Here is a 22270-nt window from a genome sequence, read left to right on the forward strand (position 1 = left end):
GACCAACGTATCACCACTACCATGTCCAACACGCACGACTCGCTTACTCCTCTTCAGCCTCGGCCGTACCTGTCTCCAGACCCAGCCGTTGCCGCAACAATGCCACCAGCGCCGCTGGCTCGACGGGTTTGAGCAGAACGTCGTCGGCACCCGCCGCCATGCAGCGCTCGCGCTCGCCATCATCGGTCGCCGTCACCAGCGCAACGATGGGCGCCTGACAGTCATGTACCTGCCTGAGCCTCTGGGCCAAGTCAGGACCTTCACCTTCGGGCTGGCTCATGTCCAGCAGTACCAGATCGAAGGCATCCTCATCGAAACGTTCCAGGGCCTCATCGGCGCTTGTGGCCGGAACCACCTGCAGCCCAAGCTCATCGAGCTGAGCCGTTAGCGAATAGATCAGCCGCACATCCTCGTCTACCAGCAGCACGCGCTGGCCCGGCGTCGCCAGCTGCAGCGAAGCAGCCGGATTGGGCGACGGAGCCGCTGGCGCCGGGCGCATCAATTGTCCTATGCGTTCCATATCATCCTCCTTGGAAAGTGCTGAAGCCGAATAACGGCGCAGGCGTTGCATCTCTGCATCCGACAACTTCTCACGGCTATTGACCAATACCGTGACGCCACGCAGCGAACGCAGCCGCTCCAGATCGTCGAGCAGATCCAACCCGCTGCCTTCGGCCAGGTCCTGATCGATCACCACTACGGTGAAGGCCTGCTCGGCGTACGCCAGCCGGGCCGCCTCGGCGGTTTCCGCAAGCGTGACGCTGTAACCGAGCCGCTCGAAGTAATCGCGGATCAGCCCACGGCGACGGGAATCGGTCTCCACCAGCAGCAGGCGCAGCGAATTCTGTTCGTGGCGGGCCAGTTCGCTGAAGATGCGCTCGAGTTCGGCCTGCGCCACCGGCTTGACCAGATAGCGCGAACCATCGTCATGCCAGTCGTGGGGCTGCGGCACGCAGGAAATGATCAGCACCGGCATGCCCTGATGGCGCTCGTCGCTGCGCAATTCACGGTGCACCTGCCAACCGCTGATGTCCGGCAACAGAATGTCGAGGATCACCGCGGCGAAGTGCTCCCGCCGCAGGGCTTCCAGCCCCTGCTGGCCGGTACTGCAGATCAGACTGGTGAAGCCGTGACTCTGTCCCACCTCGGCCACCACGGATGCGAAATCGGCATCGTCCTCGATGATCAGCAGCCCGGGGCCACGCCCACGGCGCTGGGGTTGGCGCGGCAGCAGCGCCTGCGCCGCCGCACCGGATGTCGACGCCACCGGCAGTCGCACGGTGAAGGTGGCGCCTTTGCCGAGCTCGCTATCGACCGTGACGTGCCCTCCGAGCACCTCCACCAGTTGGCGAGTGATCGCCAGCCCCAGGCCGGTGCCGCCGTAGTGTCGGCTGATCGAACCATCGATCTGCTGGAACGCCTGGAAGATCCGCTCCTGCTGGTCCTTGGCGATACCGATGCCGCTGTCACGCACCTGCAGCTGCAGGATTTGACCGTCAACGTCCTCCGGCGGGTAGCTCACCAGCAGCTCCACCTGCCCCTGCTCGGTGAACTTCAAGGCATTGGTCAGCAGGTTGCGCAGAATCTGCTGCAGCCGCGCGCGGTCGGAATTGAGCGCAGGCGGCACGTTGCCGTCGACCACCACCTTCAGCGCCAGGCCCTTCTGCTCGGCCATCGGCGTCAGCGAGGTTTCCAGTTCGGTCAGCAGTTCGCGCAGGTTCAGCGGTTCCAGCTTGAGTTGCATATGGCCGGACTCGATCTTGGCAAGATCCAGCACATCGTTGATCAACTGCAGCAGCTCATGACCGGCGCGATGGATGATGTCGGCATGCCGGACCTGCTTGTCGTTGAGGTTGCCGGAGCCGTTCTGCCGCAGCTGATCGCTGAGGATCAGGATGCTGTTGAGCGGCGTGCGCAGCTCGTGGGACATATTGGCGAGGAACTCGGATTTGTAGCGGTTGGCCACCGCCAGCTGATCGGCCTGCTCGCGCAAGCGACGCTCGGCTTCCTTGCGGTGGCTGATATCGATGATCACCGCCTGCACCAGCTGCTCATCACCACTGCGCAAGGGCGACAGGCCGATTTCCACCGGCAATGCGCTGCCATCGCGGTGGCGGCCGAACAGCTCGCGGTTACCGCCCATGCGGCGCGGCTCGGGGTTCTGCGCATACCCCTGGCGCAGGCCGCGGTGCGCTTCGCGCAATGCTTCAGGCAGCAGCAGTTCCACGGGTTGTCCGACCAGTTCCTGGCGCTCATAGCCGAACAGCAGCTCGGTCTGGCGATTGACCATGACGATGTCGCCGCGGGTATCCACCAGCACGAATGCATTGGGCGAGGCCTCGACGACATTGCGAAAGCGTTCCTCGTCCCGCTTGCGCGCCTGCAGATCGAGCAGGTTCAGGACGTAGTACAGGGCCTCGTCATGGCTGAAGCTGGTCAGGCTGACGGCAACCGGGATCGCCTTGCCGTCCTCGCGCTGCGCCTGCAGTTCGAGCTGGCTGGTTTCGCGCAGCTGCCCGAGTACCTGCTCGCCAAGCACGCCGGGAACGTAACGGCTCACGCGCTCGCCGGCCAGCATTTCCGTCGAACTGCCGAATAACTGTCCGGCACTCTGATTGGCCAGTTCGATACGCCCACCGGCGTTGCACAAGAGGGTCGCCACGGGCAATTGCTCGATCAACTGACGGAAGCGCGCCTCGCGCTCCTGCATTTGCAGGCTCAACGCCTGGCTGTTGCGCAGTGCACGTTCGCGTAGATACAGGTAGCCGCCCACCAGCAACGAAAACAATGCCGCTGCGGTGAGCGCGGCCACGAGGCTGAAGGCGCGGTTGTTGTCACGCAGCACCGCCTCGTATTCCGGCGTGCTGGCCACCTGCAGCTGCCAGCTGCGGCCGTACATGTAGACGTTGCGTATGCGCTGGAACTTGGCGTCGGTACTGACCGGCGCACGCCCAGCGAGCAGAGGCGCCTCCGGATTGGCGGCGTCGAACAGCTGCAGCTGCAGCATTCGGCTACGCGAGCCAAGTATCCCCTCCATCAGGTCGGTCAGGCGAAAGGCGCCGTGCAGAGTGCCGACAAAAGCGCGCTGACGCTCCTCCTCGGTGGTTACCGGTGCCGTCGCCGCATAGATCGGGAAGAACAGCAGAACACCTACCTGGACGTTCTGCTCGGTTTCCTGCTTGAGACGCAACGGCCCCGTAAGTACCGGATTGCCACTGTTGCGCGTACTGATGATCGCCTCGCGGCGGGTCGCCTCGCTGAACAGATCGAAGCCGAGCACCCGCCGATTGCGCCAATCGGTCGGATGGATGTAGTCGGTCACCACGTACTCTTCACGGTCGCCCGGCGGATACATGCGAAAGCGTTCGCGGCCGGAGGCGCGAATCTGATCGATCAGGGCGGTGAGCGTTTCCGGAGTCGCATGCCGCGCCAGCGCGACAGCCTGGATGCCCGGATAGAAGTCCTGCAGCTGCAACTGATCCACGGCGCGCGCCCAATCGTCGATCCGGACCTCGTCGCTGCCGGCAACGACGCCAGCAAGCCCGCGCAGCACCATCTCGTAGGCGCGCATCCGTTCGCGTAGCGTGTGTTCGATGTCATCGACAGCAAAGGTGAAGCGCTGCTCCTGCTCGACCTTGCTGCGCTGCTCCTGGACATGCCATTGCCAGCCGATCCATCCACCCAGGCCCGCCATCAGGGCCAGAGCGACCAACAATGGCAACCAGGACCTGCGGGAATGGAGAACGGTGCGATCATCCATTCGACCTCCTCTGTGCCACAACTGGCGTGCTATCGAATGTCAGATACGAATAGCGCAGAGAGGTTCAATGGAAGCAGAAACAAACGGAATTATGGCGCCTGAATTACGACGACCGCGAGGCCATTGCAGCCCCGCGGCCTATGAATACTTACAGCGGACGCAGATTGATCTCGACGCGGCGATTCTGCGCGCGACCAGCAGCCGTATCGTTGCTGGCGATCGGCTGGCTGGGGCCCGCACCGTAGGAAGAAATCCGCGAAGCAGCCACGCCATTGCCGACCAGGTAGGAGGCGACGCTCTGGGCGCGGCGGTTGGACAGGTCCTGGTTCAGCTGCAGGGAGCCGGTGCTGTCGGTGTGGCCGACGATATCGACGCCGTTCTTGTTGAACTCCTTGAACACCTGCACCAGCGAATTCAGGGTCGGGTAGAAGCTGCTGGAGATATCCGCCGAGTTGCTGGCGAAGGTGATGTTGCCGGGCATGATCAGCGTCAGGTTGTCACCATTGCGCTGAACCTGAACGCCGGTGCCTTGCAGCGTCTGGCGCAGCTTGGCTTCCTGGGTGTCGACGTAGTAGCCATAGCCACCGGCAGCCGCGCCACCAACCGCTGCACCGATCAACGCGCCCTTGGTGCGATCCTTCTTGCTCGAGGTCGCCGCACCGATGACGGCGCCACTGACGGCGCCGATACCGCCGTAAACGCCGGCCTTGCCGGCTTGCTGCTCGCCGGTATAGGGATTGGTGGTGCAACCTACCAGCAGAGCGACGCTCGCTGCGAGGGCGGTCATGTTCAGCATTTTCATAGTTACTTCCTTCTCTCGTCGGTTACCAGGGCAGTCCCCAGCCCTTGCGAGCGCAGCCCTGAATGCGGCGCTAGAGTACCATCGGTCACCGCCAGGGATAGGAACCGTGCAGCAGAACCCGGCCAACGGCACCCAGGTCAGGCCCGGACGAAAGGATTCTCGCGCATCTCGTCACCCAGCCGGGTATCCGGGCCGTGGCCGGTCACCACGGTCGCGTCTTCATCCAGCGAGTAGAGCCGCTGCTTGATGGAGCGCTCGATGGTGGCGTAGTCACCACCCCACAGATCGGTGCGCCCGATACCGCGGCGGAACAGGGTGTCACCCGCGATCAGCAGCTTGGCATCGGCGAACCAGAAGCTCATGGAGCCCGGCGTATGCCCAGGCGTATGCAACGCCACGCCACAGCCACAGGACAGTTCCTCATCGTCGCTCAGCCACTGATCCGGCGCGGGCACCGGACGGTAGGGCACGCCAAACATGCGGCACTGCATCTCCAGGTTGTCCCAGAGCATCTGATCGGCCTTGTGCAGATGGAGCGTGGCGCCGGTCTTCTCCTTCATCGAGCCGGATGCGAGGAAGTGGTCCAGGTGCGCATGGGTGTGGATGATGCTCACCACCTTCAGTCCATGGGCGTCGAGTCGCGCCATGATCAGTTCAGGATCGCCACCCGGATCGACCACGATGGCTTTCTTGCTGACAGGATCGCCAATGATCGTGCAGTTGCACTGCAACGGGCCGACAGGGAAGGTTTCGCGAATCAGCATCGGTTGGGTGGCAGCCATGACGTCCTCGGGTTGCGTGGCAATCTCTCGCTGCGCGGCGCGCAGGGAGGGCAGCTTGCCGAGTGGACGGACCTCAGGCAACTGCCCGGATCGACAGCGATTGCCCGCCGCGATGGTTCAGGCCGGTCGCGACGGTGATCGCCCGATATCAGTACGCCCGGCAAATTCGTGGATGGATGCTACCGGGCGCCGAACCGATAAGCGACCTCGCTCAGTTGAGCGAGGTCTGCTCAGCGCTCCCCTATTCCTGCCAACGCGCGATCTCGCTGCGGATGCGCTTCTTGTCCAGCTTGCCGACGCTGGTCTTGGGGATCTCGCTGACCACCGCGATCTGCTGCGGGATCGCCCACTTGTTGATGTGCCCCTCGGCCACCGCCGGCTCGAGGAAGGCCTGCAAGTCGGCTGCGCTCAGTTCGCGGCCTTCGCACAGCACCACCAAGGCAAAGGGCCGCTCGCCCCAGCGCTCGTCCGGCACACCGACCACGGCAACGTCGCGCACCGCTTCGTGACGACTGATCAGCCCTTCCAACGTGAGGGATGACAGCCATTCACCGCCGGTCTTGATCACATCCTTGATACGGTCGCGAATCTCGATATTGGCCATCTCGTCGATCACCGCGACGTCGCCGGTATGCAGCCAGCCATCGGCCCACAGCTCTTCGCTCTTCTCCGGCTCGTTGTAATAGCCCTGGGTCAGCCAGGGCGCACGCAGCACCAGTTCGCCCTGAGAGCTTCCGTCCGCCGGCAGGAAGCTGCCGTCCGCCGCCTGGATCGCCGCATCCACCAGCACCACCGGCACGCCAGCCTTGAGATGGAAGTTACTTCGGGTGTCTTCGTCGGCCTCGAGCAACTCGTCGTTGATGTGCGCGCCGGAAATCAACGGGCAGGTCTCGGACATGCCGTAGGCAGCGATCAGGTTCATACCGGCCGCCTTGGCCTGGTCGTAGAGGCCGCGGGTCAGCGCACTGCCGCCGATGGTGATCTTCCAACCCTTGAAGTCGGTGCCCTGGGCCGCCTTGGCGTTGAGCAGCATCTGCACGATGGTCGGCACGCAGTGGGAGAAGGTCACCTGCTCACGGCGCCACAGCTCGATCAGGTATTCGGGATCGTAACGCCCGGGATAGACCTGCTTGAGGCCGAGCATGGTGGCGACGTAGGGCAAACCCCAGGCATGCACATGGAACATCGGCGTGATTGGCATGTAGACGTCATCCGAGCCCATCAGCCGAGGATTCTCCCGGCAGCCGACGGTCACTGCCGCAGCGAGGGTGTGCAGCACCAGCTGACGATGGGTGAAGTACACGCCTTTGGGGTTGCCGGTGGTGCCGGTGGTGTAGAAGGTCGTCGCGACCGAGTCCTCGTCGAAATCGGGAAAGTCGTAGCTCGGCTCGGCGGCGGCCAGCAGGCTTTCATACTCGCCGACGCAATCCGGCAGACCGGCGTCGTGCACGTCGCCATCGGTGAGCAGCAGCGTCTTCTGCACGGTGGTCAGTTGCCCGGCAATCGCCTGGTACAGCGGCACGAACTCGCTGTTGACCAGCACGAAGCGGTCATCGGCGTGGTTCATGGTGTAGAGGATCTGGTCCGGCGAGAGGCGCACGTTGATGGTATGCACCACGGCGCCGATCATCGGGATGGCGAACATGCATTCCAGATAGCGGTGGCTGTCCCAATCCATCACCGCCACGGTGTCGCCTGCCTTGACGCCGGCTGCGCTCAGCACGTTGGCCAACCGCGCGACCCGTTGATTCAGGGTGCGATAGTCGTAACGCAGCTGGTCACGGTAGACGATCTCGCGGGTGCGCTCGTAGCGTACGCCGGACAACAGCAGCCGCTTGATCAGCAGGGGGTACTGGTAAGCGTTCGCCGCGGGCTTGATGACACGGGTCTGCAGCATGGGGGCATCCTGTTCTTGTTGGAGTTGTAAGCAGCACTCTAGAGCGTCCGCCCCCACGCAAAATCAGTCCAAAGGATTATTTTCCGCGCACCTCGTTTCAGCGTGTTAACCGATCTCGCTGACCGCCAGACGTACACCGAGGCCGATCAGTACGGCGCCGGTCAGCCTGTCGAACCAGTGGCCCATTCGCGCAAAGCCAGCACGTACGCGGCCTCGGCTGAACAGCCAGGCCACCAGCAGAAACCACAGCGCGGTGGCACTGGCGAGGTAGACGCCGTAACCGGCCTGCACCCACAGTGGCGTATCGGCGCTGATCACGACCGTGAATAGCGAGAGGAAGAACAGCGTGGCCTTGGGATTCAGGCCATTGGTGACGAAGCCGACGACGAACGCCTGCCAGGGTGAGCGATCCGAGGCTGTAGCGACCTCTTCTGCCGTATCCAGGCTCATGGGTCGCGCACGTAGCGCGCGCCAGCCGAGATAGAGCAGATAGCCTGCCGCCAGCCACTTGAAGAGGTTGAACAGCACAATCGACTGCGAGACGATCAGGCCGATGCCGAGCAGGGAATAGGCGACGTGGACGAATATCCCGCAGCCGACGCCCAACGCCGTCCAGCTTCCGACACGCCGGCCCTGGGTCACGCTTTCGCGGACCACCACCGCGAAATCCGGTCCCGGGCTGGCCACCGCGAGCAGATGCACCAGCGCCACGGTCATAAATTCCATCCAGTACACAATCCAATCTCCACGCAATGCCGGGCTTCATTGTCGATCAGCCCCGGCTTCTCCGAAAGGTACAGTTGATGTTCAGTCGCGCCGTTTTCCTCGATCTTTCTCCGCTCGAACAGGGCGACCTCGATCTGACCCCGCTGCAGGACGCATTCAGCGAACTGGTGTGTCATGAGCAAAGCACAGCGGATCAGATTGTCGAGCGTCTGCGCGGCGCGCAGGTGGCCATCGTCAACAAGGTCGCGCTGAATGCAGACACCCTGGCAGCCTGCCCCGATCTCAAGCTGATCCTGGTCTCCGCCACCGGAGTCAACAACATCGACCTGCAGGCCGCTGGCGAGCGCGGCATCGTGGTCTGCAACTGCCAGGCTTATGGCACCCCAACCGTGGCCCAGCACACGCTGATGTTGTTGCTGGCACTGGCCACCCGCCTGCCTGACTACCAGGCGGCCGTCGCCCGCGGCCGCTGGCAGGAAAGTGGTCAGTTCTGTCTGCTGGACTTTCCCATCGTCGAGCTGGAAGGCAAGACCCTCGGCCTGCTCGGCCATGGCGAGCTCGGCAGTGCGGTGTCTCGACTGGCCGAGGCGTTCGGCATGCGCGTCCTGGTCGGCAACCTGCCGGGACGGCCGAAGCGCCCGGAACGCCTGGATCTGGACGAACTGCTGCCGCAGGTGGACGCACTGACGCTGCACTGCCCGCTGACGGAGCAGACACGCAATCTGATCGGTGCGCACGAGTTGCAATTGATGAAACCGAGCGCGTTCCTGATCAACGCCGCCCGTGGTGGCCTGGTCGATGAGCAGGCATTGGCCGATGCCCTGCGCCGCGGACACCTGGGGGGTGCCGCCACCGACGTGCTGACCAGCGAGCCGCCAAGCGACGACAACCCCCTGCTGGACCCGAGCCTGCCCCGCCTGATCATCACCCCACACAGCGCCTGGGGCAGCCGTGAGGCACGCCAGCGTATCGTCGGCCAGCTCGCCGAGAATGCAACGGCCTTCTTTGCCGGCGCACCGATCCGGCAAGTGAACTGAGCGCCGGCCTAGGGGCTGGGCACCCCGGCTTGCGAGAAAACGCCGATAGCCCCTAAGCTCCCCGACTTTTTCCGGGAGACGCCGATGGACCCTCGAAGCGAAGTGCTGCTGCGTCAGGCCGAGCTGTTTCAAGGCCGGCTGCTGCTGGCCGGACCGCCCGCCGATGACCTGCTGGGTCAGCTCCCCGCCGCGATTGGCTGGAGCTGGCATGCGGGCGAGCAGCAGCTGCTGGACCGGCGCTTCAGCGGGCGTTGCAGCTTTGGCGTCGCCCCGGCACCGGGCGAGTTCGACGCCGCCGTGCTGTTCCTGCCGAAATCCCGCGAACTCACCGACTATTTGCTGCAAACGCTGGCGGCGCGCCTCGATGGCCGGCCGCTGTATCTGGTCGGCGAGAAACGTGCCGGCGTCGAGCGCGCCGCCAGGCAACTGGCCGGGTTCGGCCGCGCACGCAAACTCGACAGCGCCCGCCATTGCCAGCTCTGGCAGGTGATGGTCGAGCAGGCACCTGCTGCTCCCGATCTGGACGCCCTGGCGCGCCACTTCACCCTGGAGCTGGCGGACGGCCCGTTGCAGGTCATCAGCCTGCCCGGCGTGTTCAGTCATGGTCGCCTGGATGTCGGCAGCGCCCTGCTGCTCGAGCACCTCGACGACCTCCCTGGCGGGCGCGTGCTCGACTTTGGCTGTGGGGCCGGCATTCTCGGCGCCACGCTCAAGCGTCGCTACCCGCAAAGCGATCTGGTGCTGCTGGATGTGGACGCCTTCGCCATCGAGAGCAGCCGCCGGACGCTCGCCGCCAACGGACTCGAAGCTGAAGTCATTGCCGGCGATGGCATCGACGCCGCGCCACGACAACTGGCGGCGCTCGTCAGCAACCCGCCGTTCCACCAGGGCGTGCACACCAGCTACCGGGCCAGCGAGACGCTGATCGAATGCGCGGCCGAACACCTGGTCAGCGGTGGCGAGCTGCGTCTGGTCGCCAACGCATTCCTCAGGTACCCCCCCTTGATCGAGCAGCATCTTGGCCCCTGCCACACGCTCGCCGAGCGCGACGGCTTCCGTATCTACCGCGCCGTGCGCCCCTGACGCCAGCGACCACGGGTTGCACCGACCGGCCGGTTGCGGCAAACTCGCCGCCGTCCTTGGGGGAGTAGTCTCCGACGAGCGCCCTGCTCGTCCGGCATGCGTCAACATACTTGGTCCGCAGACCATGGCGCATGCGACCGGCCAGCGCGTAACGATACGCCAGGCCAGGTTTGACAAGACCCATGACATGTACACCTGACCCGGGCGGGCAGGCTGCGCATGTCATGGTGAATCTGTCGACCCGCCCCAAAGGAATGCCGCTTGGAATCGTTTTTCGTCCCCACCCTGATCGTTGCGCTCGCCGAAATCGGCGACAAGACGCAGTTGCTCGCACTGCTGCTGGCAGCGCGTTATCGGCGACCGTGGCCGATCATCTGGGGCATCGTCGTCGCCACACTGGCCAACCATGCCGCCGCCGGTGCGGTCGGCAGCTGGGTATCGAGCCTGCTCTCGCCAGTGGCGCTGAGCTGGATACTGGCGGCAAGCTTCGCCGCCGTGGCGCTATGGACGCTGGTGCCGGACAAACTGGATGACGACGATGCCAAGCTGGGCCGCCCCTACGGCCCCTTCGTCGCGACAACGATCGCCTTCTTCATTGCCGAGATGGGCGACAAGACCCAGGTCGCGACAGTGATGCTCGCCGCGCAGTATCCGGAATTCGTGCTGGTCATCCTCGGCACCACGGTCGGCATGCTGCTGGCCAACGTTCCGGTGGTACTGGTCAGCCACTTCGCCGCCGACCGCCTGCCGTTGACGCTGATCCGCCGGGTCGCCGCCGCCGGCTTTGCCGCACTGGCGCTGTACGCCGGCTATCAGGCTCTGACCATGAGCACGATTGTCTCAGGCTGATACCCAGCGCAAATCTGCGCAACCGGGGAGCTGATAGAGTGCGCTACCGCAGCGCACATCAGCGCCCCGAGGAGATCAGGCTGCATGTCAGCGGATGGACGCAAGAAACGAGTCTGCAACCATATCGATCTGAGCTGGAACAAGGGCCGCCTGGCCCTTTCCGAACAGATGCAGAGCAAGTATTTCGCCTACAAGGGCTCATTCATCGGCCAGCCGCTGAACAGCGCAGGTTTCGCCGAGCTCGTGCGCAATGTGCGTACGGCCATGCCGGATCTGGAAGTGGTGGTGGATGAATGCATCTGCGAGGGCCACAAGGTGGTCACCTCAAGCACGGTGATGGGAACACTGGCGACGCCGCTGTTCGGCTACTCGGTCACCGACAAGATTCTCGCGATCGCCGTGATGAGCGTCTGGACGCTGAACCCGGCCGGCGATATCGAGGAAATCCACACGCTCATCGACCTCGAAGGCGTGCATCAGCAACTGGGTATCGAGACGCCCCTTTCGACACTGCTGTCGCCGACCTGAGCGGCCGGCGGCAGGTCATCGCTCAACGGCCGCTGCGGGCCTGTTCGTAGAGCGGCATCACTTTTGGAATATTCGCCTTCAACGCCGCGGTGCGGGTGGTAGACGAGGGGTGTGTGCTCATGAACTCGGGCGGCGCCGAGCCACCGGCCGAAGCCATCTTTTCCCACAGCGTGATCGCCGCGTTCGGGTTGTAGCCCGCGCGCGCCGCCAGCTCCAGGCCGATCAGATCCGCTTCGTTCTCGTTGCCGCGACTGTTGGGCAACGTCATCAGGTACTCCACGCCCATGTTCGCCAGTTGCAGGCCGCCGGTACCGACGCCCATGGCCGACCCCAGCTGAGTCGCCATCTGCACACCATAGGCCTTGGACATCGCTTCGCGGCCGTGCTCGCGCAATGCGTGGGCGATCTCGTGGCCCATCACGGCCGCAATCTCGTCATCGGTGAGCTTCAGCTTCTCGATCAGGCCGGTGTAGAAGATGATCTTGCCGCCCGGGCCGCAGTTGGCGTTGAGCTCCGGGCTGTCGATGACATTGACTTCCCAGTCCCATTGCGCGGCATCGGGGCGGAACACCGGCACCTTGGCGATCAGCCGCTGGGCAATGCCGTTGACCCGCTTGGTGATTGCGCTGTTCTTCTCCAGCACACCCTTGCTCGACGCCGCACTGAGCGTTTCCTGATAGGACTGGGCATACATCTGGTTGACCTGCTCGGTCGACAGCATGCTGAACATGTACTGCTTGCGGTCGACACCTACGGCGCCGCCGCTGGTGGTGTTGACGGCCTGACAGCCCGCCAGCACGGCGGCGGCGACCAACAGCGACAATCTGTGCGGCTTGAACATCGAGTTTCTCCGGAAAACCTGCGCCCGTATCCTAGGGGCTGTTCCCGCTTCGTCGCAAGCCACGTCGCTGCGCCAAATGGCGCCATGGCCGGGCGGCGTTCCGCAGGCGCGGGACGCAGGTAATGGTGGTTCCCTTGCCAAGTCCCGCAACGCCGCATGGCGCCATTTGCCGCGCAACCCGCAGGGCCGGGCCGGCGCGGCCGCGTACGAAACGGGAACAGACCCTATCGCGGGCCCTCCTGTCAGGCAACCGAACGTACAGCTGCAGTTGTCGCAACTCCTGCCGATAGCCTGCTTATCCGCTGCGCAATTGGAGTTCCGCACATGTTCAGATCCATCCAGACCGCCTTCGCCGCATTGGCCGGCGCCTGCATCCTGGCCGTGATCGCCGCTCTTCTGCTGTACGCGATGGTTTCCGGCATGCGTAGCCAAGCGTTGGTCGAGCAGCGGACCCGTTCGCTGATCGACGGCATGGTCGAGCAGCGCGTCACCGCCCTCGCCCAAACCCAGGTCAGCCGCATTCAGGCACAACTGCAGGCGCCTCTGCAGATCGCCACGAGCCTCGCGCGGGTGCACACGCTTACCGCGCTGACTGGCGACGACGGCATGCCGATGGCCAACCTCCGGCGCGAGGAACTGATCAACCTCGCACGCCAGACGCTGATCGAGAATCCCGAGCTGACCAGCACCTATATCGCTTGGGAGCCCAACGGCGTGGATGCCAACGACCTGATGTATCGCGGCGACGAGCCGGGCATGGTCGACGGTCGCTTCGCCAGCTGGGTATACCGCGACGGCAGCGGCAAGCTGTTGGTCGACCGCCTCACCGACATCGAAGACACCCGACTGCTGGATACCGGCGTACGTGCCGGCGAGTACTACCTCTGCCCGCGCGAGCAACTCAAACCGTGCGTCGGCGATCCCGCCCCCTATGAGATGAATAGCAAAACGTCGCTACTGTCTTCGTTCAACGCGCCGATCATCGTCGACGGCAAATTCCATGGCATCGTCGGCGCGGACATCAGTGTCGACTTCATCCAGCAGCTGCTGAGCAATGCCAATGCGCAGCTCTACGACGGTGTTGGGCAGATCGCTCTGATCTCGAACAACGGCCGTCTTGCCGCCTACAGCCGCGACACCAGCCTTATCGGCAAACCGGCCGCACAGATACTCGACGCCGACGAGCAGGCACTGGTCAAGCAGTTACCGGCCGGTCAGACCCACTATCGAATCGATCAGGCCCGTGGCCGCGTCGCGCTGTTCCTGCCCTTCTCCTTCGCCGGCACCGAGGCCCGTTGGGTGCTGATGCTGGAGCTGCCGACGGCCGAGGTGATGAAGGAGCTGAACCAGCTGATGGCCGCCCTCGCCGACGAAAGTCGCAGCAGTCTCGGCACCATGCTGGTCATCGGCGTACTGATCGGCCTCGCCGGCCTGCTGGCGATCTGGCTGATCAGCCGCCGCATCACCCGACCGCTGCGCGAGATGGTGGTCATGCTGGACAACATCGGCCAGGGCGAAGGCGACCTGACCCAGCGCCTGAACATCGACAGTCGCAACGAGCTAGGCCAGATCGCCGCCGGCTTCAACGCCTTCCTCGCGCGCTTGCAGGGCATGATCGGCGAGGTCGTCGGCTCGGTGCAGAAAGTCAGCGATGCCTCCGAGCACACCGCCGACATCGCCATCCGCACGGACAAGGGCGTACAGACCCAGCTGGCGGAAATCGAGCTGGTGGCCACTGCCGTGCACGAAATGACCGCCACCGCCCAGGATGTGGCGCGCAACGCGACCCAGGCCGCCGAAGCCGCCAACAATGCCGATCGCGCAGCCAATCAGGGCCGGCACATCGTGCAGGACACCGGCTCGACCATCACCGAGCTGGCCGACGAGATCGGTCGCGCCGTCGAGGTGGTGCAGACGCTGGCCCGCGACAGCGAGAACATCGACGCCATCCTGGTGACCATTCGCAGCATTGCCGAGCAAACCAACCTGCTCGCCCTCAACGCGGCAATCGAGGCGGCCCGCGCCGGCGAGCAGGGACGCGGCTTCGCCGTCGTGGCCGACGAGGTCCGCAATCTGGCGCAGAAGACGCAGCAGGCGACCGGCGAGATCCAGCAGATGATCCAGCAACTGCAGAACGGCACGCGGGACGTGGTGCAGGTAATGGAGCAGAGCCAGAGCCGCACTCAGCGCAGCGTCGAGCAGGCGGATGCCGCGGCCGAGGCGCTGCAGGCGATCACTCAGGCGGTCTCGCAGATCAACGACATGAACAATCAGATCGCCAGCGCTGCCGAAGAGCAGAGCGCGGTGGCCGAAGACATCAACCGCAACGTCACCAACATCGGCCAGGTCGCGCAGGAAGTTGCCGGTGGCGCCGAGGAAGCCAGCCAGGCCAGTGCCGGGCTGACGCGGCTGGCCGAACAGCAGCGTCGTCTGATCAACCAATTCAGGGTATGACGACATAGGCACGCCGGTTCACGCCGGCGTGAGGCACTCCGGTCCGTCGATACGCGGGTCATTCACCACGGTCGCCAGCGGGCGTTCACGCAAGGCCGGCTGAGGCTGGACCAGCAGCGCCTGCAGCGCCTCGAGCGGTGTTTCGGGGTCGAGCCAGGCGGCCTGCCCGGCCTCATCGAGCATCAGTGGCCGACGCAGCGTAGCCGCGGGCAGCGTCACCACGGCGGCGCTCAGGTAGGTATGGCCCTGTACCGGATAGGCTTCCCAGAGCGCGGCGAAATAGCCGAGCGAACCTTCGCTGGTCATCCAGTACGGGCGCTTGCGCGCCGAGCCTCGCCATTCGTAGAAGCCGTTGGCCGGCAGCAACCCGCGGCGCAGGCGAAATGCTTCGCGGAACATGGGCTGCTCGCTGATGGTTTCCGCCCGGGCTTGGGCAGGGGTGCGCGTCAGATCGGTAAGCCAGGCCGGAGTCAGCCCCCAGCGCACGCGGCTGAGCTGCAACTGCGCATCGACCTGGCGCAACAGCAGCACCGAAGCGCCAGGCGCGAGGCTCCAGTGCGGTTGCTGATCGGAGGGAAAGCCGGGCAAGGCAGCGAAGTCCTGGCTCCAGCGGAAAAGGGCATAGCGACCGCACATAAAAAGACTCGTCAGCAGATCAGTTCGCCGGGGTAACTCTCCGGTTCATCGCCCGGCAACGGCTCGGCGCCATTGTACGCAGCGATCAGCTGACGCGCCCGCTCGGCATCCTCATCCGCGACCATCAGCCCGAGCAGCCCGGCCGCCGGCAGTTCGCCCATGGCGCCGATCAGATGACTGCCCGCCAGGAATGCCTCTATGCCTTCGGCAATCAACATGCCGCTTAGCATCTCCGCCTCCAGCAGATCGCGCGGCTCGTAGATACGCCGCATCATTCATCCTCCCCACGGGTTTCCAGCTGCCACTGCTCGCCGTCCGTACGCAGATCGAAGACAATCGGCCGGCAACACACGGCGCAGTCCTCGATGTACTGCTGATCGCCCGCGCTGAGATCGAGGACGGCCTCTACCGGCTCGCCGCAATAAGGGCAATGAAAGAGCTGTGTTTCCAGCATCGGTCCTCCGCGTGACTTGTCGCTATAATCGCCGTCTTTAAAGGTCGCTGATTCGAACCTTTAAGAAGACCGACTCGGTGTGCCCCGCAATTGGGCACCCTGGGCCGCAAGCAGGGTTTCACAGGCATGCGGCGAAACGGCCGTTTACTCGATGAGTATGAGCCAGCCGGCTCCGGTCCGTTCCGCGATTTGCCTGCCCATCCGTTGCAGGCCCGTTCCTCGTTTCCTTTACAGAGAGCATGATGGACGAATTCGAAGCCATCCGACCCTACGCCGACGCCGAAGTACCGCTGGTCATGGCGCGCCTGTTCGCCGATCGCGAGTTTCTCGACATTCTGGCGCACTTCCGTTTCCCGCGGCTGGCCGACAGCATGGGCTGGCTGATCAAGCCGGTCATCTCGCGACGGTTGCGCAAACAGTTCGCCAGTATCCGCACGGTGGATGCACTGCAGCACAAGATCGAAGCCTACATCGACCGCACCATCGAACGCGCTACCGACGGCGTGACCTTTTCCGGGCTCGAGCAGCTTCAGCAGGGCCGAGCCTATCTGTTCCTGGCCAACCACCGCGACATCGTCATGGACCCTGCGTTCGTCAACTATGCGGTCTATCAGGCCGGCATCCGCACTCCGCGTATCGCCATCGGCGACAACCTGCTGCAGCGCCCCTTCGTCAGCGACCTGATGCGCCTGAACAAGAGCTTCATCGTGCGCCGCTCGATCACTGGCCGCCGCGAGAAGCTGGCCGCCTACCAGGTGCTTTCGGCATACATCAACCACTCGATCCGCAACGACGGCGAGTCCGTCTGGATCGCTCAGGCCGAAGGGCGCGCCAAGGACGGTGACGACCGCACCGACTCGGCCATCCTCAAGATGCTGCACATGAGCCGCAAGGACGAAGCCTTCGCGGACGCACTGGCGGCACTGCGCCCGGTGCCGGTGGCGATCAGCTACGAATACGACCCCTGCGATCAGGCCAAGGCCCGCGAGCTGTACATCCGCGCCACCACCGGCACCTATACCAAGGCGCCGGGCGAGGACGACGCGAGCATTGCCCTGGGCATCACCGGCTACAAGGGGCGCGTGCACATCGCCTTCGGCACGCCCATGGAGAGCGCACCCGAAGATGCCAAGCAGATGGCCCTGGCGCTGGATCGGCAGATTCTCGGCAGCTACCGGCTGTTCCCGGTGCACTATCTCGCGTACCGCCTCTGGGACGACCGTGATCCGGATATCCAGGTACCCAGTGCCGCCGAACTGTTCAGTCGCGAGGAAGTGGAGCGCGCCGAAGCCGAATGGAGCAAGCGCCTGGCCGCCTGCCCGAGCGTGCAGCAGCCCTATCTGATTCAGCAGTACGCCATGCCGGTGCGCAATCAGTACCGGCTCAATGCCGGCTTGGAACCCTGAATCCAAAGGCCCGCAGTAGATGGTACTGCGGGCCCTTCAGTGAACCGATAACGCGTTCAGAGCAGCCGTGAGGCCATCGACAGCCCCAGGCCGAGCAGCAGCCCAGCCCCACCTACCCTGTTGAACAGCTGATTGACGCGCTGTGTCGAGCCATCGCTCGACGCAGTTTCCAGCGTGGAAGCGGCCAGTGGTCGCCGCAGGGCACGTGTCTCTCGCCACTGCGTCGCCAGTAGCAACCAGCCGCCGCACAGCGCACACAGCAGCGCCAGCCCGTTGAGTAGCAATGCGGGGGCGATCACCAGCCCCGACTGCGCATGTAACACCATCCAGATTTTTCCTTTCTTCGAAGTCACCCAGGCAGCCGAGCAGTGTATCCAGACGCCAGCCTGGATTCCGAATTTCCCGACGGAGCGGTCTCAACCCCGCACCATTATCAGGCCAAGTTATGACGCGCCCTTCACCGGTCGGCCTTGACTAAAGGTCGTGCGCGCCGTCACCCTCGGCATACCTCGAAACGGCGAAATAGAGCCTGTGCGGGGGCGGCAGCCAAACGCGATAACGGTCGGCGGACAAGCATTCCCTGCTCCATCGAGCGGTTATCCGTAACCCCAGGCGCTGCAGGCACAGCTCTTCAGGCCGTATCACATGGCGTCGGTTGCATCGAGCGTCACGGGGAATCAGCTATTCAGAAATGACAGGACGAGATAATGAAAATAACAATGTTCACAACCGGAGCGCTCACGCTTTCACTGCTGGCCAGTAACGTCATGGCTGCGGTGTCCGAAACCGAGGCGGCGCGCCTCGGCAACGAACTGACGCCGATCGGCGCGCAGAAGTCCGGCAACGCTGCAGGCACCATTCCGGCCTGGACCGGCGGACTGGCTCAGGACGCTGCGGCGGTGACGCCAGACGGTTTCGTCGGTGACCCTTACGCCAGCGACAAGCCGAAGTTCACCATCACGGCGCAGAACTACGAGCAGTACAAGGACAACCTGACGCCTGGGCAGATCGCCATGCTCAAGCGCTATCCGGACAGCTACCGCCTGCCGGTCTACGAGACACGCCGCAGCGCAGCCATGCCGCAGCATGTCTATGACGCCGCCGCGCGCAATGCCACGCAGACCAACATGGTCCGCGGCGGCAACGGCTTGGAAAACTTCGAGAAAGCCGTCGCTTTCCCGATTCCCAAGGACGGCCTGGAAGTCATCTGGAACCACATCACTCGCTACCGCGGCGGCTCGGCGCGGCGCGTCGTCGCCCAGGCCACGCCACAGGTGAACGGCAATTTCAGCCTGGTGAAGTTCGTCGACGAGGTGGTCTACACCGACACCCTGACCGACTACAAACCCGAGAAGCACGGCAACGTGCTGTTCTACTTCAAGCAGCAGGTCACCGAGCCGTCCCGCCTGGCCGGCAACGTGTTGCTGGTACACGAGACCCTGGACCAGGTGAAGGAACCGCGCATGGCGTGGATCTACAACGCCGGCCAGCGCCGCGTACGTCGCGCCCCGCAGGTCGCCTACGACGGCCCGGGCACTGCAGCCGACGGCCTGCGCACCTCCGACAACCTGGACATGTTCAACGGTGCGCCGGACCGCTACGACTGGAAGCTGATCGGCAAGAAGGAGGTGTACATCCCCTACAACTCCTATCGCCTGGACTCGCCCGAGCTCAAGTACGAAGACATCGTCAAGGCCGGTCATATCAATCAGGACCTGACCCGTTACGAGCTGCACCGCGTATGGGAAGTGGAAGCCACGCTGAAGTCGGGCGAGCGCCACATCTATGCCAAGCGCCACTTCTTCATCGATGAGGACACCTGGCAGGCTGCGGTGATCGACCATTACGACGGCCGCAACCAGCTGTGGCGTGTGGCCGAGGCGCACAGCCTGCACTTCTACAACGTGCAGGTTCCGCTGTACTCGATGGAGACCCTGTACGACCTGATCTCCGGTCGTTACCTGGTCATGGGTATGAAGAACGAAGAGAAGAACCCCTACACCTACAACTACAAGGCCAACTCCAACCAGTACACCCCGGCTGCCCTACGCAACTCCGGCGTTCGCTGACTCGACTGGCTGCACTCGACGACCCGCTGCTCGCGGGGCGTCTCCGTTTCCGCACACTGAAAACGAAAAAACCCTGCCAGGCTGGGCCATGGCAGGGTTTCGGACCGGCAGTACCGGCGATTCGTACGTGCCGCTGTCGACTTACTCGGCCAGCAGACGACCGATGTTGTCGTCGCGGAAGACGCGGGTCAGCGCATCGCTCAACACATCGGTGACCAGCTTGGTGTTGGTCTGCTCGTTCGGCGCCATGCCGAAACGTTGGTTCAGCGAGGCACCATAGCGGCCGTTGTAACGCTTACCGGAGTTCTGCACTTCGATCTTCAGCGTCGCGCCAATATTGGCCTCGGTCACGTACAGGCCTTCTTTCGGCGACTGGTACTTCAGCTCCGCGAGGGTCAGGGTCAACTGCGGCGCGTTGTAGGCGTTGGGCGACGGGGTGAAGCCGAGCAGGCGCACCGCCGCTTCCGTCTGGGCCTGCAGTTTGGGCACGACCTTGGCGCTTGGCACGATCACCGCGCTGGTTTCCGGATAAAGGCCGCCGCGGGTGCCCAGGGTCGGCGAGGGACGCGCATCGACCACACGCACGACGACCGGCTGGCCCTGGCCGACGGGATTGATGGTGCCGTTGAGTTTGGGGTTCGGATCGAGTTGCTGGGGGCTGTGGGCGCAGCCTACGAGACTCAGTCCAAGAACGGTGACAAAACCGAACAACAGGCGTTGCAGCATGCTGTTTTCTCCAGGTTAGGGGCGACGAGTGCGGCGCAGTATACCCAGCGGTACGACGCGCCGACAGTGATGCGATTCAGACCGATGGCCGAGCTGCACCGTTCATTTCACGCGGCTGTCACAGAGCCCTGCGATAAGAGAGCATCTCTTCGCCATGAGTGAAAACCATGCGCCAGATTCTTTCGCTGCTGCGCCGCCGCAAGCCTCGTCATTTCGCCCTGCTCGACGAACAGGGCCGCTGTCGCATGCTGCTGAGCAGCGCCTGCCGGCCCGACGGTGCCAACTGGGTGGAGGTCGAGGAAGCGCGTCTGAGCTGGATCGGCCGGCGCCTTCCCACGAACTGCGGACGTGCGGCCTGAACGGCAAGAGGCGCTTTGTTCAGGGCACGAAAAAAGCCCCGTAGGTTGATACGGGGCTTTCTCGTTCGAGCCGGAACTGGCCTGTCGGTCAGTACTCCAGACCCAGGCGCTTGTCGGCCATTTCACTGATCTCGCGGTAGGCCGCGGCATCGTTCTGCAGCGTGGTTTCACGCGCCGGGAAGATTTCCTGCAGCTTGCTGGACCAGGCCTGCGAACGGTACTGCTCGGGGAAGCAGCGCTCGAGCAGGTCGAGCATGATCGAGACGGTCACCGAAGCACCCGGCGAAGCGCCGAGCAGCGCGGCGATGGTACCGTCTTGCGCCGCGACCAGTTCGGTGCCGAACTGCAGAATGCCGCCCTTCTTCGGGTCCTTCTTGATGATCTGCACGCGCTGGCCGGCGATCTCCAGACGCCAGTCCTCGGCCTTGGCCTCGGGATAGAAACCACGCAGGGTTTCCAGGCGGTCCTCCATGGACTGCATCACTTCCTTGATCAGGTAGCGGGTCAGATCCATGTTGTCGCGGGCCACCGCCATCATCGGGCCGATGTTGCCCGGACGAATCGACAGCGGCAGGTCCATGAACGAACCGCGCTTGAGGAACTTGGTGGTAAAGCCGGCGTAGGGTCCGAACAGCAGAGACTTCTTGCCGTCGACGACACGGGTATCCAGGTGCGGTACGGACATCGGCGGCGCGCCGACCGCTGCCAGGCTGTAGACCTTGGCCTGGTGCTGCTTGACGATCTCCGGGTTGTCGCAGCGCAGCCATTGGCCGCTGACCGGGAAGCCGCCGAAGCCCTTGCCTTCGTCGATGCCCGACATCTGCAGCAGCGGCAACGCGGCGCCACCGGCACCGAGAAAAACGAAGCCGGCTTGAACCTGGCGCGAATCGCCGGTGCGAGTGTTCTTGATGTCGACCTTCCAGCCGCTGGCCGTACGGTCGAGACCGGTGACCTTCTGGTTGTAGGACACCTTGACGCCACCACTGCGCGACAGATAGCCGAGCAGCTGGCTGGTCACCGCACCGAAGTTGACGTCGGTGCCGTTCATGGCGCGAGTCGCGGCGATCGGCTCGCTCGGATCGCGGCCCGGCATCATCAGCGGCATCCACTCGGCCAGGGTCGCGCGATCCTCGCTGTACTCCATGTCGGCGAAGGCGTGATGGGTCTTCAGCGCATCGAAGCGACGCTTGAGATAGTCGATGTTCTTGCTGCCGCGCACGAAGCTCAGGTGCGGCACGGCATTGATGAAATCACGCGGGGAGCCGAAGCCTTCACGGTCGGCGAGGTAGGCCCAGAACTGCTTGGAGACCTCGAACTGGGTGTTGATCAGCACGGCCTTCTTGATGTCGATGGCGCCATCTTTGCTGTCGGGCGTGTAGTTCAGCTCGCAGAGCCCGGCGTGACCGGTACCGGCATTGTTCCACGGGTTGGAGCTTTCGATGGCCCCGGATTCCTGCAGCTCGACGATTTCCAGCTTGATATTGGGATCGAGTTCCTTGAGCAGTACCGCGAGGGTCGCACTCATGATGCCGGCTCCCACCAGCACCATATCCACTGCTTCGCTATCGTGTTGCGTCATCAACGCGTTCTCCAGAATCACAGCATTAAACTGTCGAGACCGCAGTACGCGGCCCCGTAAAACCCACCAGCCAGACGGTCAGGGACGGAGCATGTACCTGGACCGCTGCTCGGGAACATGTGCCCGAGAACAGGCCGCCTGCGGCTGCCTGCCAGCTGTCGGAAGGGCGGCTTTTGGCCTCCTTCCTCTCGCTGCGATCCATCCGGAGCGGGCCTGGCCCAGTGCTCGACGGTGGACGCTGCGAGGAAAACGATTGCGAATCATGTTGCCGAAGCCAGCCGC

General features: G+C 64.0%; 20 protein-coding genes and 1 riboswitch. Of the genes, 8 read left to right on the plus strand and 12 right to left on the minus strand.

The features are described 5' to 3' along the window. Nucleotides 1-43: 43 nt before the first annotated feature. The 5 genes from P5704_007915 to P5704_007935 all read right to left on the minus strand — a co-directional run bounded on the left by P5704_007915 (nt 44) and on the right by P5704_007935 (nt 7976). Entirely contained in the window at nt 44-3760 is a 3717-nt protein-coding gene (locus P5704_007915) for a CHASE domain-containing protein (GenBank protein WOF80387.1), read from the minus strand. 148 nt (nt 3761-3908) lie between these two features. Beyond that, complete coding sequence (locus P5704_007920; GenBank protein ID WOF80388.1) at nt 3909-4562, minus strand: OmpA family protein; 654 nt, start codon at nt 4560-4562, stop codon at nt 3909-3911. A gap of 137 nt (nt 4563-4699) precedes the next feature. Next, complete coding sequence (locus P5704_007925) at nt 4700-5344, minus strand: MBL fold metallo-hydrolase (protein ID WOF80389.1); 645 nt, start codon at nt 5342-5344, stop codon at nt 4700-4702. A 241-nt stretch (nt 5345-5585) separates the two neighbouring features. Continuing rightward, nucleotides 5586-7241 (minus strand): fatty acid--CoA ligase, encoded by a 1656-nt coding sequence (locus P5704_007930; protein ID WOF80390.1) that lies wholly within the window; start codon nt 7239-7241, stop codon nt 5586-5588. A 105-nt stretch (nt 7242-7346) separates the two neighbouring features. Next, the gene (locus tag P5704_007935) at nt 7347-7976 is read right to left on the minus strand and encodes a LysE family transporter (GenBank protein ID WOF80391.1); all 630 of its coding nucleotides are present in this window, start codon (nt 7974-7976) and stop codon (nt 7347-7349) included. Between the two features lie 68 nt (nt 7977-8044). Here P5704_007935 and P5704_007940 point away from each other — a divergent pair, with 68 nt between their 5' ends. From P5704_007940 to P5704_007955, 4 genes are all read left to right on the plus strand, one after another. Then, the gene (locus tag P5704_007940; protein WOF80392.1) at nt 8045-9004 is read left to right on the plus strand and encodes a 2-hydroxyacid dehydrogenase; all 960 of its coding nucleotides are present in this window, start codon (nt 8045-8047) and stop codon (nt 9002-9004) included. Nucleotides 9005-9088: 84 nt separating this feature from the next. Next, nucleotides 9089-10087: a class I SAM-dependent methyltransferase gene (locus tag P5704_007945; GenBank protein ID WOF80393.1), complete on the plus strand. Its 999-nt coding sequence runs from the start codon at nt 9089-9091 to the stop codon at nt 10085-10087. Between the two features lie 47 nt (nt 10088-10134). Continuing rightward, nucleotides 10135-10258, plus strand: a riboswitch (yybP-ykoY riboswitch). Between the two features lie 90 nt (nt 10259-10348). Next, complete coding sequence (locus P5704_007950; protein WOF80394.1) at nt 10349-10936, plus strand: TMEM165/GDT1 family protein; 588 nt, start codon at nt 10349-10351, stop codon at nt 10934-10936. An 84-nt stretch (nt 10937-11020) separates the two neighbouring features. Beyond that, nucleotides 11021-11464, plus strand: a complete 444-nt coding sequence (locus tag P5704_007955) for an ester cyclase (protein WOF80395.1) — start codon at nt 11021-11023, stop codon at nt 11462-11464. Nucleotides 11465-11486: 22 nt separating this feature from the next. Here P5704_007955 and P5704_007960 read toward each other — a convergent pair whose 3' ends face one another. After that, nucleotides 11487-12305 carry a M48 family metallopeptidase gene (locus P5704_007960; protein ID WOF80396.1) on the minus strand — a complete coding sequence of 273 codons (819 nt, stop codon included), beginning with the start codon at nt 12303-12305 and terminating at the stop codon, nt 11487-11489. A gap of 324 nt (nt 12306-12629) precedes the next feature. Here P5704_007960 and P5704_007965 point away from each other — a divergent pair, with 324 nt between their 5' ends. After that, a complete protein-coding gene (locus P5704_007965; protein WOF80397.1) occupies nt 12630-14759 on the plus strand; it encodes a methyl-accepting chemotaxis protein in 2130 nt (709 codons plus the stop codon). Nucleotides 14760-14777: 18 nt separating this feature from the next. Here the strand turns inward: P5704_007965 and P5704_007970 are convergent, their stop codons facing one another. The 3 genes from P5704_007970 to P5704_007980 are packed head-to-tail and all read right to left on the minus strand — an operon-like array spanning nt 14778 to nt 15849. Then, a complete protein-coding gene (locus P5704_007970) occupies nt 14778-15395 on the minus strand; it encodes an SOS response-associated peptidase (GenBank protein WOF80398.1) in 618 nt (205 codons plus the stop codon). 11 nt (nt 15396-15406) lie between these two features. After that, the gene (locus P5704_007975; protein ID WOF81189.1) at nt 15407-15667 is read right to left on the minus strand and encodes a DUF2007 domain-containing protein; all 261 of its coding nucleotides are present in this window, start codon (nt 15665-15667) and stop codon (nt 15407-15409) included. After that, nucleotides 15667-15849: a CPXCG motif-containing cysteine-rich protein gene (locus tag P5704_007980; GenBank protein ID WOF80399.1), complete on the minus strand. Its 183-nt coding sequence runs from the start codon at nt 15847-15849 to the stop codon at nt 15667-15669. Before P5704_007980 ends, P5704_007975 begins: the two co-directional genes overlap by 1 nt. Nucleotides 15850-16088: 239 nt before the next feature. Here P5704_007980 and P5704_007985 point away from each other — a divergent pair, with 239 nt between their 5' ends. After that, nucleotides 16089-17255, plus strand: coding sequence for a 1-acyl-sn-glycerol-3-phosphate acyltransferase (locus P5704_007985; protein ID WOF80400.1), 1167 nt, complete (start codon nt 16089-16091; stop codon nt 17253-17255). A 56-nt stretch (nt 17256-17311) separates the two neighbouring features. On the opposite strand, the gene P5704_007990 is transcribed toward P5704_007985, so the two are convergent. Beyond that, on the minus strand, nt 17312-17581 hold the full coding sequence (locus P5704_007990) for a hypothetical protein (protein WOF80401.1): 270 nt from the start codon (nt 17579-17581) through the stop codon (nt 17312-17314). Nucleotides 17582-17974: 393 nt separating this feature from the next. Here P5704_007990 and P5704_007995 point away from each other — a divergent pair, with 393 nt between their 5' ends. Next, the gene (locus P5704_007995; GenBank protein WOF80402.1) at nt 17975-19324 is read left to right on the plus strand and encodes a DUF1329 domain-containing protein; all 1350 of its coding nucleotides are present in this window, start codon (nt 17975-17977) and stop codon (nt 19322-19324) included. A gap of 141 nt (nt 19325-19465) precedes the next feature. On the opposite strand, the gene P5704_008000 is transcribed toward P5704_007995, so the two are convergent. Further along, on the minus strand, nt 19466-20050 hold the full coding sequence (locus P5704_008000; GenBank protein ID WOF80403.1) for a YajG family lipoprotein: 585 nt from the start codon (nt 20048-20050) through the stop codon (nt 19466-19468). A gap of 167 nt (nt 20051-20217) precedes the next feature. Here P5704_008000 and P5704_008005 point away from each other — a divergent pair, with 167 nt between their 5' ends. After that, nucleotides 20218-20409 (plus strand): hypothetical protein, encoded by a 192-nt coding sequence (locus tag P5704_008005; protein WOF80404.1) that lies wholly within the window; start codon nt 20218-20220, stop codon nt 20407-20409. Nucleotides 20410-20497: 88 nt separating this feature from the next. On the opposite strand, the gene mqo is transcribed toward P5704_008005, so the two are convergent. Further along, nucleotides 20498-21988 carry a malate dehydrogenase (quinone) gene (gene mqo, locus P5704_008010; GenBank protein WOF80405.1) on the minus strand — a complete coding sequence of 497 codons (1491 nt, stop codon included), beginning with the start codon at nt 21986-21988 and terminating at the stop codon, nt 20498-20500. Between the last annotated feature and the right edge of the window lie 282 nt (nt 21989-22270).

Source organism: Pseudomonas sp. FeN3W, from assembly GCA_030263805.2.
Lineage (GTDB): Bacteria > Pseudomonadota > Gammaproteobacteria > Pseudomonadales > Pseudomonadaceae > Stutzerimonas > Stutzerimonas stutzeri_G.